Here is a 15,275-nt window from a genome sequence, read left to right as displayed (position 1 = left end):
TCTATCCGGTTGGATACTGCGCCTATACTCTCGGGCACAACCGTGATTCGGCGCGGCGGAGGCACTTGCTCAAAACACTTCTGCCGCGCAGACTCCTAGACTACCGTTATCCCTGAAACGGAGTTCGTCATGCTGAGCCTGTATCCTGAAATCCAGCCTTACGCTCGTCACCACCTCGCGGTGGAAGAGCCCCATGAGCTTTACCTGGAAGAGTCCGGCAACCCGGAGGGTATTCCTGTGTTAGTGGTGCATGGGGGGCCAGGTGGTGGCTGTGAGGGTAATCACCGGCGATATTTTGATGCTGAACGCTTCCGGATCATTCTGATGGACCAGCGCGGGGCAGGGCGATCCACCCCGCTTGCGGAACTGGAGGGGAACAGCACCGACAAGCTGATCGAAGACATGGAAACCGTTCGCCAGTTTCTGGGTATTGATCGCTGGCTGCTGTTCGGCGGAAGCTGGGGGTCCACCCTCAGCCTGGTGTACGCTCAGGCCTACCCTGAGCGGGTCTCCGGGCTGGTCCTCAGGGGGATTTTTCTGTGCCGCCCCAAAGACATCCACTGGTTCTATCAGGAAGGTGCAAGCCGGGTGTTCCCGGATTACTGGCAGGATTTCGTGGCCCCAATCCCGGAAGCTGAACGCGACGATCTGGTGTCCGCGTATTACCGCAGGCTGACCAGCCCCAATGAGCTGGAACAGATTCAGGCAGCCAAGGCCTGGTCAATCTGGGAAGGACGTTGCGCAACCTTGCATCCTAATCCCAGAGTGGTCGAGCGCTTCGCCCACCCCCATGTGGCGATTGCCCTGGCACGGATTGAGTGCCATTACTTCATGAATCAGGCGTTTTTGGCGGCTGACCAGATTGTGCGCAATGCATCAAGGCTGGCGGGGATTCCGGGGGTGATTGTTCACGGACGCTATGACATGGTTTGCCCTCTGGATAACGCCCTCGCGCTAAGCCAGGCCTGGCCCGAAGCGGATCTCCGCATTATCCGCGATGCCGGGCACTCTGCCTCGGAACCCGCAATCATCGATACACTCATACGCAGCGTGGAAGATGTGGTCTCAAACACAAATTCTCCAGCTGGGTGACGGGTTTATCTTTTCTTGACCCGAGGGGGTTGCGGCCCGTGTTAACCGCCGATACACTCTCGAACGTTTCTGACTTTTAACCCTCGAAGTAGTTGCTCAAGGGATTGAATGAAAGGACTTATCCAGCGAGTATCGGAAGCCAGCGTAACGGTTGATGGCCGAAAAATTGCCAGCATTGGCAAGGGGCTTTTGTTGCTGTTGGGTGTTGAAAGGGACGACTCACCGAGTGAGGCAAAGGAACTGTGCCGAAAAATTCTCTCCTATCGGGTTTTTCCGGATGAGCAGGGCCGAATGAACGTAAATGTTCAGGATGCCGGCGGCTCCATCCTTGTGGTTCCCCAATTTACACTCGCTGCCGATACCCGTTCAGGTACCCGCCCGGGATTTTCCCTGGCCGCTACACCGGGGCTGGCAGATGCGTTGTATCGCGAGTTCCTACTGAGCGCCTGTAACCAGATGGGGCGCGAGCGTGTGCAGAAGGGAGAGTTCGGTGCCGATATGAAAGTGGCACTGACGAATGACGGGCCGGTTACCTTCTTGTTGGAGGTTGCCCGGAAACATTAATGCCCTGAAATGTTGCGCGCATTGCCTGAGTGCGCGCTTATGGTGCTGCGTTGCGTGGTATAGGATTCGCGGAAGATGCCACGATGTGCTTGAGTTTTGTTTAACTGGCTGTTTTGAAAAAGAAAAGCCTGTTCTGGCCTCGAATTTGAGTGATGTGCCCGTCGAGAAGCTGAAGAATTTTTGGGCATAAGGGGTTGCCTTACAGGCACCAAAAAGGCTAAAAACCGGTTGTTAAAAATTTGCAAAAAAACATTCATTGTATTAAAACAGGGTCATCACTAAGAGCTTTAAGAAAGGCTGTTAAGTGGTTGAGATTTAAGGCTCAGCCGATTGGCTTGGGCACATAAGAAGAAAAAATGTCGTATCCCGCAGGATATAAATGGGAGGCGATCAGGAGTCCGGCAAGCGCAGCTCAGGCTGTTTTGCCAGCAAAAATCGGGATTTAGAACCCGTCGAAAACCTGAGTTAACTCAAAAAGGAAGACGCAACATGAAAAAAACTATCCTTGCTTCTGCTATCGCAGCTGCAACCTTCTCTGGCGCTGCTCTGGCCCAGGAAAGCAACCTGCCGACTATCTACGGTAACATCCAGCTGGCCGTTACTCATGATAATGTCGACGGCGGCCCGTCGGAAGTTCAGCACTTCGACAATGGTTCTACCATTGGCGTTCTGCACAACCATCAGATCGCTCCGGGCGTTGAGGGCTTTTTTAAGGCCGAATTCCACTTCAACGCTGACGACAACAACGATGATGGTTCCGGCATCTATGAGATTGATGAAGCCTACATCGGTGTTCGTGGTGAGACCTTTGGTCAGCTTTGGGTAGGTAAAGACGATTCTACCTATGAAACCGCAGTTGATGAGATCAATCAGTTCTTCGAAGTGGCGACTCTGAACATTGGCCCAGGATACACAACTGGTGAGAGCGATCTCATCCAGTATCGTTCACCGTCGTTTGGTGGATTGACTGTTGGTGCCGCGCTGCAGTTCAACGGTGACGGAGATGTCAGTAATAACGGAGAGAAATCTTATCCGTGGCAGCTGGCCGCTATGTACGAAGTTGACGCGCTGGAACTGGCTTTCGCAGTTGACTCAAACGATGGTCCTGGTTCAAACGAAAACACTTATGGCCTGCGTGCGAGCTACAGCGTTGACAACCTTCGCCTGACTGGTGAGTACCACACCACCAAGGATGCGTTCGATAAGTTCGGCGTGATGGGCGTGTACACGCTGGGCAAAAACCAGTTCGCGTTGGCTTATGAACTGATGGATCGTGATGATAACGGTCTGGATATGGACACCATCACGCTGCAGGCGCTGCACAATCTTTCGGATAACATGTACGTGTTCTTTGAGGGTTACCTCGGTGGCGGCGATAATGGTGCATATGGCACATATGTCGATAGTCAGGGTAACATCGTAGAAAGCGACGAGCGCTCCATTGCCGCTATCGGTGCTGTTTACTACTTCTGATCAGCTAACCAGCTAATCAAGTAGTCTCAAAAACCGGTGACTCTGGTCACCGGTTTTTGTATTTTTAGGGGCCCGTTTTTTGGAGTCTGTCATGGCCGTCGAACTTGAAATCAAACTGACCCTATCGGAACGGGCGCAGGCGCAAGCCCTGGAGTGGTTGCTTGCGCAGCCTGAGGCCAGGCCTGGTGGCCAAAAACTTCTGGTGAATCGCTACTACGATACGCCAGGCGCAGCGCTCAACAGGGCCAGGGCGGCGCTTCGTGTGAGGCAATCCGGAAATCGCTACATCCAGACTCTGAAAACCCAGGGCGAATTTGTTGATGGCGCCCATCGCCGGCAGGAGTGGGAGTGGCCGCTGCCGGGGCCTGAGCTGGATCTGTCGCTGCTCGAAAGTACGCCCTTGAAACAACAGCTGGATCTTCAGCAACTCCAGGTGGCCTTTGAAACTAACTTCACCCGCCAGGTGGTCATGCTGGAAACTGCGGATGCGCTTGTTGAAGTGGCCGTGGACTCCGGCGAGATTGTGGGTGGGGGACAATCCCGAGCCCTCCACGAAGTGGAATTCGAGCTAAAGTCAGGAAACCCTGCAGCACTGATGTCTTGGGCCAAGGCGCTGGCCGATGAAGTGCCGGTACTTCTGAACCTGGTGAGTAAGGCTGAGCAGGGGTATTACCTGGCCGGAATTTATCGGCCTGAACTGGACCAGGCCCCTGGCGAGTTGTCGGTCACCGAGTTTCTCCATCAGCTTAGTCTCGGTTGGCTTCTGCAAAAACCTCTGATCTGCCCTGAGTCTTCTTTGCTGCAGGTAAAAAAGTCGGCTACACAAGCGAGAGATCAGGCGTTGTGGGATGAAGTCCAGGCAATAATAGGCCAATACGCTGTGCCAGAGCTGATAGATAAAGCGCCCCGTCTTGGAGCGCTTCAGCTGGCGCTGGCAGGTTCATCTTCTAATTGAGTCCCAGTAGCGCCGTGGCCACGCTGAAATAAATCAACACACCGCTGACATCGGCAATGGTGGTAATCAGCGGTGTACTGGCCGTAGCCGGGTCAAACTTCAGCTTATCCAGCAGGAAAGGCAGCAGCATGCCGATCAGGCTGCCCACCATCACCACGGCGATCATGGTGACCGCGACCACAAAGGCAATTTCCGGCCCTGCCCGCAGAAACCCAACCGCCATCACCGCAATGGCCATGGTAATGCCAAGAGCACTGGCTACCAGGGTTTCTTTGCCCAGCAGTTTGCCCCAGTCGGCTACCGTGACATCGCCGGTGGCCATGCCCCGTACCATCAGCGTGGCGGACTGCGCCCCGGCGTTACCGGCACTGGCCACCAGCAGGGGCATGAAGAACAGCAGGGCAATGTGCTCGGAAATAATCTCCTCAAAGTAGGCTATGCCCGCGCCGGTGAATATATTGGCAAACACCAGAATTACCAGCCACTGAACCCGGGATCGATAAAGAGAGAACGGTGTTGCGTCTCTCAGACTGGTTTCGAGCTTGCCGACCGTGGCGCCTTTGTGAATGTCTTCGGTGGCTTCTTCTTCGGCAACATCCATGGCGTCATCGTAGGTGACAATGCCCACCAGCCGTTCGTCGTGATCCAGAATTGGCAGTGCCAGCAAGTCGTAGCGTGATATCAGTCGGGCCACTTCTTCCTGAGGGGTGTCGGTGCTGGCGGTCACGAGACCAGTGGCAATCAGGTCGTCTACGGGCGTGCCAGGCATGGCGGTAATCAGGTTCCGAAGGGAGACAGCCCCCACCAGTTTGTGCTGATTGTCGATCACGTAGGCCTGGTAAATGGTCTCTTTATCCGGCGCGGTGTTTCGGAGCAGGTTAATGGCCGCGCTGGCCGACATGCCGGTGCTGATCACCGCGTATTCCGAGCTCATCAGAGCTCCGGCGGTGCCTTCCTCGAAGCTGGCGAGGCGCCGGAGGTCTTCCCGTTCTTTGCTGGCCAGGGACTGGAACAGGGTGTGCTGGCGGTTCTCATCCAACAGGTTGAAGAAGTCGGCCCGTTCGTCCGAGGGCATGGCGGTTACCAGCTCAGCCAGGTCTCGGGTGGGCAAGAGCTCCGCGATCAACGTTTGGGTGTTGGGGCCGATATACCCGAATACCTTGGCGCTTTGTTCTGTTGTCAAAGCCCGGAGCAGACGAACGCCCTCTTCGTTGTCCGGATTCTCTTCAACAAATTCCGCAAGGTCAGCGGCATTGAAGGTGGCGGCCGCAGCCTGAATCTGCGCCTGGTCCTCAGTGGCGATGGCCTCAAATAAGGGCTGGTAGAATTCGGAGTCCAAGTATGACATTCGTTACCTTACTCTTTCGGAGTCATCGCTTCGGCTTTCTGCTCGTTGTCACTGTGCAGGTCTCGCCACTGCTTGAGGAATTCCCGGTACCGGTCCAGGGCCTCCTCCACCACTGATACTGATGGGGTGTCTGTTGATCGGACCAGCACAATCAGTCCCTTGCCCTCAACCTCTTCGTTGGTGGGAGGGTGACAAATCACTTCATTGTCGTGATCGATGTACGCTAGGGCGGTGCCTATGCCGTGGCGCACGAGTGCGCTGACAATGTCAGCCCACACCAGGTCGTCCAACTCCAGATCATAGCGGTGAGGATGGTCGCGCTCGTAGTTGAACATGTCTTCCAGCACCTTCTCTGAGCCGGGTGCCACCACGGCCCGCACCATGATCTCCGGGTAGGTGCGCACTGGGCGGATGGTGGTTCGCACGCCCAGGGCTTTGAATCTGGCCCGGTTGGGGTCGCTCACGCATTCCACGGTGGTCCTTGCACCGAGGTTGGACTCAGCAAGCCGGTGGGCGATATCGAAGGTCAGACTGTCTGAGAACGAATCGGATTCGTCTGCGGCGAGCACGATGATGTGTTTGGCACTGCCAGCATGCACCGCTTTCAGGGCTTCTGGATCGTTACCTGCGCCGTGAAAATGAACCATCCCGCAATCGGTGAGTTCTGCAGGCAGCCCTCCCGGGAACTGACGGGTCAGCAGCATGATGGGTACCGTGTGGTATTCCGGTACCGAGCGGATCTGGGAGGCAAAGCGCATAAAGTACTGCTCGCCGCCACTTCGTGGAGTGTTGATGATTACGATGTGATCTTTCATGTTGTAAATCCAGCGTCCGGTCAGGATTCGTTCACGGCGGTAGAACCGGTATTCAATATAGTCGCTGACGATCAGTGTCAGCAGTGTGATGGCACTGATAAACATCAGCAGGATGGTGCTCAGACGGCCAACGGTGGTTTCTGGGGCGAAATCGCCGTAGCCCACGGTAACCAGAGTGGTCATGGTCATCCACGCCGCCTCGAACAGCGTCAGAGGCTCGGCGGCCCAGATGATCAGTATCTGGGTGATGAGCAAGCAACCCAGTATGACAAAGAGCCGACGCATACGATTGCGGATCAGGCCGCCCATGGGTAGGTGAGACTGGGCATGTTCGGGATTCAGCGGGCGGCGATTGCGCATCATAGAGTTGGCGTGCCTGTTCAGTCCTTGGCGAGTTCGTTATACAGTACCGGAAATATATCAGAGAGACAGGGGTTTGCGTTATGTCTGAGCCTTGGGGTTCACTGCCGGCGGAACTGGCAAGCGATGTGTCGGCCTGCTGGCCGTCAATATTTCCGGACGGTGTTCCGGGCTGGTTAACCGGGGCCGCCGCACTCTCTGAAGCAGATATTGCAGAAGCCTCCGCCCGCAGCCTTTTTTTGCGACAGACCCTGGAGAGGCACCCCGAGCAGGTCCGCTCCGCGGTTCAGGCCCGGCCGCTGCATGAGCCGACCACCGAATCCTGGCTGGCGGAGCGCTGGGCATCTCTCCTGGGCTCGGTGGATTCTGAACCGGCGTTGCACGCCGCACTCAGGCAATTCCGGCGGGAGATCCAGTTCCGGATTATCTGGCGGGACCTCCTTAAATGGGCCGACCTTCAGGAAACCATCGCCGCCACCAGTGCGTTCGCCGATACTTGTATTGATGGCGCGCTGGATTGGCTGTACGAACAGGCTTGTGAAGAGTCCGGCACGCCCTGGGGCAAAGACCCGGTCACCGGCGAGGAAGCTCCCCAGAAAATGGTGGTGCTGGGCATGGGCAAACTCGGCGGCCGTGAACTGAACGTCTCTTCTGATATTGATCTTATCTTCGCCTTCCCGGGCAAGGGCGAAACGCGCGGTGGTCGGCGAGCCCTGGATAACCAGCAGTTCTTTATTCGTCTTGGGCAAAAACTGATCCAGGCGCTGGACCAGATCACCGCCGACGGCTTTGTGTTCCGTGTGGATATGCGCCTGCGCCCCTACGGCCAGAGCGGCGCCCTGGCCCTGAGTTTCGCAGCGCTGGAAACCTACTATCAGGACCAGGGCCGTGACTGGGAACGCTACGCGATGGTGAAAGCCCGGGTAGTGGCGGGCGACCAGCGGGCAGGGGAGGTGCTGATGAGTAGCCTTCGGCCCTTCGTTTACCGGAAGTACATTGATTTCAGTGCCTTTGAATCGCTGCGCAATATGAAGGCAATGATCAGCCGGGAAGTGCGCCGCAAAGGGCTGGAAAACAACATCAAGCTGGGCAGCGGCGGCATCCGTGAAATCGAGTTTGTGGTGCAGGCGTTTCAGCTGATTCGGGGCGGCCGGGACCGGGAGCTTCAGCAGCGGGAACTGCAGGTGATCCTTAAAGAGTTAGAGGAGCTGGAACTACTGCCCTCCACCGTGGTTCGGGAGCTTCGGGATGCCTATGTGTTCCTGAGAAATCTGGAACATGCTCTTCAGGGCATGGAAGACAAGCAGACTCAGGAGCTGCCCGACGATGCACTCTCACTGGCTCGGATATCACGGATCATGGGTTACGAGGATTGGTCCGCCTGCCAGAAGGCCCTGACAGAGCATCGTGAGCGTGTAGCCACACATTTTTCCAATATCATTGCCTCGGAGGAAGAGGAGCAGGAGGGCGAAGCCGGCATTGAGGATGGTTGGTTCGAACTCTGGCTCGCAGAAATGGAGGCGGCTGCTGCCGTGGAGTGGCTCTCGGAGCAGGGGTTTGAGCGCCCTGAGGACAGCGTCCAGAAACTGGCGGATCTGCGTGACAGCCGCACCGTCCAGACGCTGCAAACCCAGGGCCGCCGGCGCCTGAATGAATTCATGCCACTGCTGTTAAGTGCCCTCACTGGTGTAGAGAATCCCTCTGAAACGCTCGAACGAGTGCTTCAGCTGGTGGAGGCAATCCTCCGCCGAACGGCGTACATGGTACTCCTGATGGAGAACCCCGGCGCCCTGACACAGTTGGTACGCCTGTGCAGCGATAGCCCCTGGATCGCCAGCCTGCTGGCGGAAACCCCGCTGTTGCTGGACGAGTTGCTGAACGCCGAAAGCCTGTACACGCCCCCCGCCAAGGAAGAATTGCAGGACGACCTGCGCCAGCAAATGCTGCGGATTCCCTATGAAGACCTTGAAGAGCAGATGGAATCTCTGCGCTATTTCAAAAAGGCCCATGTGCTGCGGGTGGCTGCCTCTGAGATCAAAGGCACCCTGCCGTTGATGAAAGTGAGTGATTACCTCACCTGGATAGCCGAAGTGGTGCTGGACCACGTGGTGGACGTGGCGTTCGCAAACCTGGTGAGCCGACACGGCTATCCGCGCCGGGCTGATGGCTCCGCCTGTGATACCGACTTCGCCATCATCGGCTATGGCAAGCTCGGCGGCATAGAATTGGGCTATACCTCGGATCTTGATCTGGTGTTTGTGCACCAGGCAGACCCGGAACTGGCCACCGACGGCGACAAACCCATAGACAATGCCGTGTTCTACACCCGCCTCGGCCAGCGCATCGTCCACATCCTCAGCACCCAGACTCCCTCCGGTCAGTTGTACGAAGTGGATATGCGTCTGCGCCCGTCGGGCAATTCCGGGTTGCTGGTCAGCACCTTGCAGGCGTTTGAAAAATACCAGCAGAACGATGCCTGGACCTGGGAACACCAGGCCCTGGCGCGGGCCCGTGGGGTGGCGGGTTGCCCGGATACCCTGAAAGCCTTTGAAACCATTCGCCACAACATTCTTTGCCAGCCACGAGACAAGCAGGCACTGCGCAAGGAAGTGGTGGATATGCGGGAAAAAATGCGCGCCAATCTTGGTACGCCCGAGGCCCGGCGGGAAGAAGTGTTCCACATCAAGCACGACAACGGCGGCATTGTTGATATCGAGTTCCTGGTGCAATACCTGATGTTGGCCTGGAGCGCCGAGCACCCTGAACTGACCCAGTGGAGTGACAACATCCGGCAGATGGAAGAACTGGGTCGTGCCGGCGTGATGGTGGTGGAAGATACCGAAAAGCTCAGGGAGGTGTTCATAACCCTGAGATCCACCATCCACCGGAGGGCCCTGCAGAACCTGAACAGCCAGGTGGAGGGAGAGGCCTTTCCCGAGGAGCGGGCTTACATACAATCCATGTGGCAAAAAGTGATGCTCGCCGATTAAGCAACATTCAATTCCGGCAGAGAATCCTGCTAGAATGCCGGTTCCCCGAAAACCGCTTTTTTTAGGAGCAGAACAGAATGTCGATGGCTGACCGCGATGGCGTTATCTGGCTGGACGGTGAAATGGTTCCCTGGCGTGATGCCAAGACCCACGTCCTTACCCACACCCTGCATTACGGCCTGGGCTGTTTTGAAGGCGTGCGTGCGTACAACACCGCGAACGGCCCGGCGATTTTCCGCCTGAAAGAGCACACCGACCGCCTGTTCCGCTCCGCTCACATCCTGAACATGAAAATGCCGTTCAGCAAGGATGAGGTCAACGAAGCCCAGCGTGCCGCGGTTCGTGAAAACAACCTGGACGAAGCCTACCTGCGCCCCATGGCGTTCCTGGGCTCCGAAGGCATGGGCCTGCGTGCCGACAACCTGAAAGTGCACGTGATGGTTGCCGCCTGGAGCTGGCCGTCCTACATGTCGCCGGAAGCCAAAGAGTTGGGTATCAAGGTGCGCACCTCCTCCTACACCCGCCACCACGTGAACATCACCATGTGTAAGGCCAAGGCCAATGGTAACTACATTAACTCCATGCTGGCCCTGAACGAAGCCATCTCCGGCGGTGCTGAAGAGGCCTTGCTGCTGGATAACGAAGGCTACGTGGCTGAAGGCTCCGGCGAGAACATCTTTATCGTGCGTGACGGCGTGCTGCACACGCCGGAACTGACCTCCTGTCTGGAAGGCATCACCCGCGCCACCATCATCGACTTCGCCAAAGACCTGGGCCTGCAGGTGAAAGAGCGTCGCATCACCCGCGACGAAGTCTACGTGGCCGAAGAAGCCTTCTTCACCGGCACCGCCGCCGAAGTGCTGCCCATCCGCGAACTGGATGGCCGCCAGATTGGTGAAGGCAAGCGCGGGCCGATTACCGAGAAGCTGCAGAGCATGTATTTTGATGCGGTTAAGGGGAAGCTGGACAAGCACTCAGAGTGGTTGAGCCACGTAAAAGGCTGATCCAGCCAGTATCTGTATGAAGTGGCCGCCGGCGCTGAACAGGCCCCGGCGGCCTTGTTATTTGGAATCGACGAGCAAGCAGGACGAGACAATGGCAGACGTAATCAAGGTTCCCGTTTCCTTTGGTGAGGTGCTGGACAAGATCACCATCCTCGAAATCAAATCCGAGCGCATCAAGGACGAAGAAAAGGTCAGAAATGTTCGCCTTGAACTGGAAGAGCTCAGCAAGACCTGGGATGAAGCCGTGGCCGACAAAGCCGATGATATCGCCGATCTGCGTAAGCAGCTCAAAGCGGTTAACGAGGAGCTTTGGGTGATTGAGGACGACATCCGTGACCAGGAAGCGGAGCAGGACTTTGGTCCCCGCTTTATTGAGCTGGCACGCGCTGTTTATGTCACGAATGACAAGCGTGCGGCCATTAAAAAAGAAGTGAACCTGGCGCTGGGATCGCGTTTTGTGGAAGAGAAGTCTTACCAGGACTACACCGCACGGAAATAATCCCATTTCGGTATGCATCCGCCCCTGAGGGGCGGGTGCCGTTACCCTGAATGCTCCACGACCCATCGATCAAGCATGGCCGTTACGTCCTCGACCGATACCAATTCCATCGCCCCCTCAAATTCCGCCTTGGCGCCCCAACGGGCCTCTTCAACGGATTTTCCCGTGAATTGCTTCAGGGCTTCCGGATAGCGGTTTACACACCATTTCAGCGAGCTGTATGGCCCTGAGCGGTTAGGATTGCTGGCAGCGAATAGTCCGAGTACATCGGTTCCGACGGCGCTGGCAATGTGCGCCGGGCCCGTGTCGGGGGCCACAACCAGGTCTGCATGGCTCATCAGGGCGGTCAGCTGTTTCAGGGTATCCTGGCCACAGATATTGTGAACCGGGTGTTTCATGGTGCTCTCGATAGCCTCGCAATACTCTTTCTCGAACGGTGCAGGGCTGCCCACCAGAATGACCTTCATGCCGTGGTTTTCAATGGCGTAATCGGCCAGCTGCGCATAGCGTTCCGCCGGCCAGTTGCGCAGTGTATGGCTGGCGCAGGGGCTGATGACCAGGTTCTTCCTGTCCTTGGCCAGATGGCCATGGGCAAATTCGTGATCAGCGTCCGACAGCGGAATCTTCCAGCGGGGAGGCGCGGACTTGAGCCCCAGTGGTTCCAGAAAGCTCGCCAGGCAGTCCCTGACATGCTGATGAGGTGCGGGCGCGATGCGCCGATTGATAAACAGGCTGTGGAGGTCTTTGCTTCGGGCCTTGTCGTAGCCGATTTTGAGTTTCGCCGGGATGCAGGCCGCCGCCAGGTTTGCTCGGAAAGCGACCTGCATGTGTAGCAGAGCGTCGAATTTTCGGCCTTTCACTTTCCGGCGAAGCTCCGCGTAGCCTGCTCGGCCGGCTTTTTTGTCAAAAATGATGAACTCGACACCGGGCAGGTCGCCAATCAGTTTTGCCTCGATTTTGCCGATAATCCAGGTGATTTTTACGTTGGGGAGTTGTTCCTGAAGGCTCAGCACAACAGGTATCACGTGGGTCACGTCACCGATGGCTGACAGGCGCAGGATGCAGATGGAGTTCATTAGATTTTGATCCGGTTCAGGTTGTGGCCTGGGGCTGTGGAGCTTTGTCGGCAATCATTGGTAAACTGGCCCCCATTCTAACTCAGTCGCGCGCGCCCGTCCCGGCGTGAGCGGGTAAGGTGGGCATTCTTTCAATTTCGGTGACCGGGGACCGAGCATGGCGGAGTCTGAAATCTGTATTCGGGAAAGGGCTTCGGCAATGCTGATCCATCCGGACTACGAAGGCAGGGTTACCGAAGACTGGTTCGATGCCGCCTCATGGGGTGATCAGGCCAGGCCGGTGAGCAGCGGTGGCCGCGGCGGTGCCTGGTTTTTGCAGGCTGGAGATGACAGGTTAGTGCTTCGGGAATATCGCCGTGGTGGGTTAATGGCGAAATTTGCACGATACGCCTATGCCTTCACGCGCGAGGCAGATGTGCGATCCTTTGCCGAATTCCGCTTGCTGAACACCCTGGTCAGCCAGGGGCTGCCCGTTCCCCGTCCGGTTGCAGCCTGGTACCGGAAACTGTCGCCAATTCAGTATCGGGCATCCATCATCATTGAACGGTTGGAGAACACCACGCCCCTGGCTGACCTTATCTCTGAGTTGGATAATGAGGCCTGGACGTCCATTGGAGAAACCATTCGTCGATTTCACGACGCCGGCGTCATGCATGCGGATCTGAACAGCTTCAATGTACTGGTTCGGGGCAACGAATACTTTCTGATTGATTTCGACAAGAGCAGGTTGATGACTGGTAGTGCTCCGGCGCGCTGGAAAGAGGCTAATCTGGATCGTTTTGCTCGGTCGCTGGTAAAGGTCGCCGGAGAAAACGCCCGGGCGAAGATTTGGAGTTATTTCATGAACGGATATAACAGGGGAATGGCCACTTGACCAATCCACGACAGGGCGGATCGCTTCCGTCAATACTATGCCTTACGGATGCCTGCGATCGTCCGGAAACTGAACTCTTTATCGGGCTCAGAAAGGCCGGATTTGACCTCGACGTTATGTGTAACCCCAAGGGCAGGAATTATCAGCGTCTTGTCGACGAGGGTATGGTCGTCAGTCCCATGGCCTTGAAGAACCGCTTCGACAAAGAAGGCACTGAGGCCATCCGCCAACAGTTGGCGAAGAAGAAATATGACGTCATTCACGCTTATAACCCCCGAGCCCTGGCCTGCGGCCTGCGGGCTTCCCGGGGCACAGATACCAAGGTAGTCGCCTATCGTGGCGTGATCGGTAACATCAGCTACCTCAATCCGGAGTCTTGGATTACGTTCCTGCACCCACGCGTCAGCAAAATTGTCTGTGTCGCCGATGCCATCAAGGATTACCTGGCGAGCCTTCGGCTCCTGTGGATGCATATCCCTGAAAGAAAGCTTCAAAGAATTTACAAGGGGCATGATCTGGACTGGTATCAAGCGCCCAAGGCGGATCTGACCCAGTTTGGCGTTCCGGAGGACGCCTTCGTGGTTTGCTGCACCGGGCGTAATAGCCCTCGAAAAGGCTTCGACGACCTCATAGTGGCTATGGATAAGCTGCCAGAGGATGTGAATGCGCATTTGTTGCTGGTCGGGGATGTCATTGAGAACGCTGAGATTCAATCGCAAGCTGCCTCCGCGTCTCATCCAGAACGGATCCATTTTACGGGATTCCGTACCGACGCGCCGGCCATTGCCGCAGCTAGCGATGTGTTTGTGCTTCCTTCCAAGGAAAGGGAAGGGCTGCCTCGAGCAGTTATCGAGGCTATGGTCTACGGTGTGACGCCGGTAGTAACCAAGGTCGGCGGCATGCCCGAACTGGTGGAAGATGGAGTCAGCGGTATTGTGGTTCCACCGAAAAATGCCACAGAGCTGTCAGCAGCGATCGAGCGGCTATATCGCGACAGAGAGCTGGCGGCCTCGCTTGGTCAGGCTGCGCGGCAAAGGATCGCCCGGGATTTTCACTCCTCACAAACCGTCAGGGAGACGGGTGAGCTATACAAAGCACTCACGGGCAGGGCCTGAATGCGGCGGTATCTGTTTTTTGTCAACCAACCTTATTCCTATTCGATTCTGCGACCACTGCAGGAAGAGATAATGCGCAGGGGCGACGAAGCAGCCTGGTTCGTTGCGGGCTGTTCAGCGGCGCCGCTTCGGCCCGAAGAGCGTCGTCTTGGCAGCGTCAAAGAGGTAATGGAATACAACGCCGATGCGACCTTCGTCCCCGGGGACTGGGTGCCCTATTTCTTTCCGGGAATCAAAGTCGAGGTATTTCACGGCATGGCTCGCAACAAACGTGGCCATAGCAGCGAGGATGAAAGTGATCATTACCGTATTCGCGGATGGTTTGATCTCTACTGTACGCATGCCGTGAAAGATACGGAAAAGTTCCGTGAACTGGCGGCCCAATACCAGCATTTCGGGGTTGCCCATACCGGCTGGCCCAAGCTGGATCCTCTGCTATCGCAGCCCGGTGAGGGGAAAAGAAACCGCTCGGAAAACGAGTTACCGGTTGTATTTTACGCCTCAACCTTCAGCCGATCTGTTACTTCTGCTCCGGATCTGGTGGAGAAAATCGGCGAATTGTCCCGGAATGGTCGCTGGAAGTTCATTGTGACCCTGCACCCAAAGATGGATCCTGCGATAGTGGATCAGTATCGTAAGCTTAGCGGTGAGAACCTTCGTTTTGTCGAAAGCGATGAAGATCTGTTGCCTTTGCTGCCGCAGGCAGATGTGATGCTGTGCGATACCTCGTCCATCATGTTCGAATTCATGTTCCTGGATCGCCCGGTGGTTACCTTCAGGACTAAAATGCCGGGTCCCTATCTGATCGACGTCCACGACGTTGAGGATGTTGAGTCAGCCCTGGAAGAGGCAGTGCAGTATCCCGACACCCTGATGCAAGAAACACGAGCCCTTTGCGACCAGTTGCATAGCTTCAGGGATGGTCGTTCCAGCGGGCGGGTTCTGGATGCGGTTGAGGATTTCCTGATCAACAAACGTAGCGAACTCAAGCCCAAGCCGATGAACCTGTTACGTAAGCTGAAAGTCAGGCGCCGCTTGCGTAAGGAGCTTGCACGTATGGCACCGGAAAGCTCAGGATAGAATCCTCGAAGGTCCAGATCGGGAAACGAA

The 15,275-nt window shown here is 56.5% G+C and carries 13 protein-coding genes; 10 read left to right on the top strand and 3 right to left on the bottom strand.

Translation table 11 applies throughout. The annotated features are described in order from the left end of the window. Positions 1–129: 129 nt before the first annotated feature. The 4 genes from pip (at position 130) to J122_RS11400 (ending at position 4,084) form a co-directional block, all read left to right on the top strand. Positions 130–1,092, top strand: coding sequence for a prolyl aminopeptidase (gene pip, locus J122_RS11415; RefSeq protein WP_061332428.1), 963 nt, complete (start codon positions 130–132; stop codon positions 1,090–1,092). Between the two features lie 108 nt (positions 1,093–1,200). Continuing rightward, entirely contained in the window at positions 1,201–1,656 is a 456-nt protein-coding gene (gene dtd / locus J122_RS11410) for a D-aminoacyl-tRNA deacylase (RefSeq protein WP_061332427.1), read from the top strand. A 489-nt stretch (positions 1,657–2,145) separates the two neighbouring features. Continuing rightward, positions 2,146–3,129, top strand: a complete 984-nt coding sequence (locus J122_RS11405; RefSeq protein ID WP_061332426.1) for a porin — start codon at positions 2,146–2,148, stop codon at positions 3,127–3,129. Positions 3,130–3,220: 91 nt separating this feature from the next. Further along, a complete protein-coding gene (locus J122_RS11400; protein WP_061332425.1) occupies positions 3,221–4,084 on the top strand; it encodes a CYTH domain-containing protein in 864 nt (287 codons plus the stop codon). On the opposite strand, the gene mgtE is transcribed toward J122_RS11400, so the two are convergent. Both mgtE and J122_RS11390 read right to left on the bottom strand, forming a co-directional pair. Next, on the bottom strand, positions 4,077–5,432 hold the full coding sequence (gene mgtE / locus J122_RS11395; protein WP_061332424.1) for a magnesium transporter: 1,356 nt from the start codon (positions 5,430–5,432) through the stop codon (positions 4,077–4,079). The genes J122_RS11400 and mgtE overlap by 8 nt on opposite strands. Positions 5,433–5,440: 8 nt before the next feature. Beyond that, the gene (locus J122_RS11390) at positions 5,441–6,610 is read right to left on the bottom strand and encodes a potassium channel protein (protein ID WP_061332423.1); all 1,170 of its coding nucleotides are present in this window, start codon (positions 6,608–6,610) and stop codon (positions 5,441–5,443) included. 80 nt (positions 6,611–6,690) lie between these two features. Between J122_RS11390 and glnE the strand changes: the two genes are divergently transcribed. From glnE to J122_RS11375, 3 genes are all read left to right on the top strand, one after another. After that, positions 6,691–9,597, top strand: a complete 2,907-nt coding sequence (gene glnE, locus J122_RS11385; protein ID WP_061332422.1) for a bifunctional [glutamate--ammonia ligase]-adenylyl-L-tyrosine phosphorylase/[glutamate--ammonia-ligase] adenylyltransferase — start codon at positions 6,691–6,693, stop codon at positions 9,595–9,597. Positions 9,598–9,674: 77 nt separating this feature from the next. Next, positions 9,675–10,601 carry a branched-chain amino acid transaminase gene (locus J122_RS11380; RefSeq protein ID WP_061332421.1) on the top strand — a complete coding sequence of 309 codons (927 nt, stop codon included), beginning with the start codon at positions 9,675–9,677 and terminating at the stop codon, positions 10,599–10,601. 91 nt (positions 10,602–10,692) lie between these two features. After that, positions 10,693–11,100 (top strand): DUF6165 family protein, encoded by a 408-nt coding sequence (locus J122_RS11375; RefSeq protein ID WP_014420523.1) that lies wholly within the window; start codon positions 10,693–10,695, stop codon positions 11,098–11,100. Between the two features lie 41 nt (positions 11,101–11,141). On the opposite strand, the gene J122_RS11370 is transcribed toward J122_RS11375, so the two are convergent. Next, positions 11,142–12,176, bottom strand: a complete 1,035-nt coding sequence (locus J122_RS11370) for a glycosyltransferase family 9 protein (RefSeq protein ID WP_061332420.1) — start codon at positions 12,174–12,176, stop codon at positions 11,142–11,144. Positions 12,177–12,333: 157 nt separating this feature from the next. Here J122_RS11370 and J122_RS11365 point away from each other — a divergent pair, with 157 nt between their 5' ends. From J122_RS11365 to J122_RS11355, 3 genes are all read left to right on the top strand, one after another. Continuing rightward, positions 12,334–13,050, top strand: a complete 717-nt coding sequence (locus J122_RS11365) for a 3-deoxy-D-manno-octulosonic acid kinase (protein WP_061332419.1) — start codon at positions 12,334–12,336, stop codon at positions 13,048–13,050. After that, positions 13,047–14,165, top strand: a complete 1,119-nt coding sequence (locus tag J122_RS11360) for a glycosyltransferase (RefSeq protein WP_061332418.1) — start codon at positions 13,047–13,049, stop codon at positions 14,163–14,165. Before J122_RS11365 ends, J122_RS11360 begins: the two co-directional genes overlap by 4 nt. Positions 14,166–14,237: 72 nt before the next feature. Further along, positions 14,238–15,245 (top strand): CDP-glycerol glycerophosphotransferase family protein, encoded by a 1,008-nt coding sequence (locus tag J122_RS11355; RefSeq protein ID WP_227510179.1) that lies wholly within the window; start codon positions 14,238–14,240, stop codon positions 15,243–15,245. The last annotated feature ends 30 nt before the right edge of the window (positions 15,246–15,275 follow it).

It is taken from the genome of Marinobacter excellens LAMA 842 (assembly GCF_001574445.1).
GTDB lineage: Bacteria > Pseudomonadota > Gammaproteobacteria > Pseudomonadales > Oleiphilaceae > Marinobacter > Marinobacter shengliensis.
This window is presented reverse-complemented; position numbering and strand designations above follow the sequence as displayed.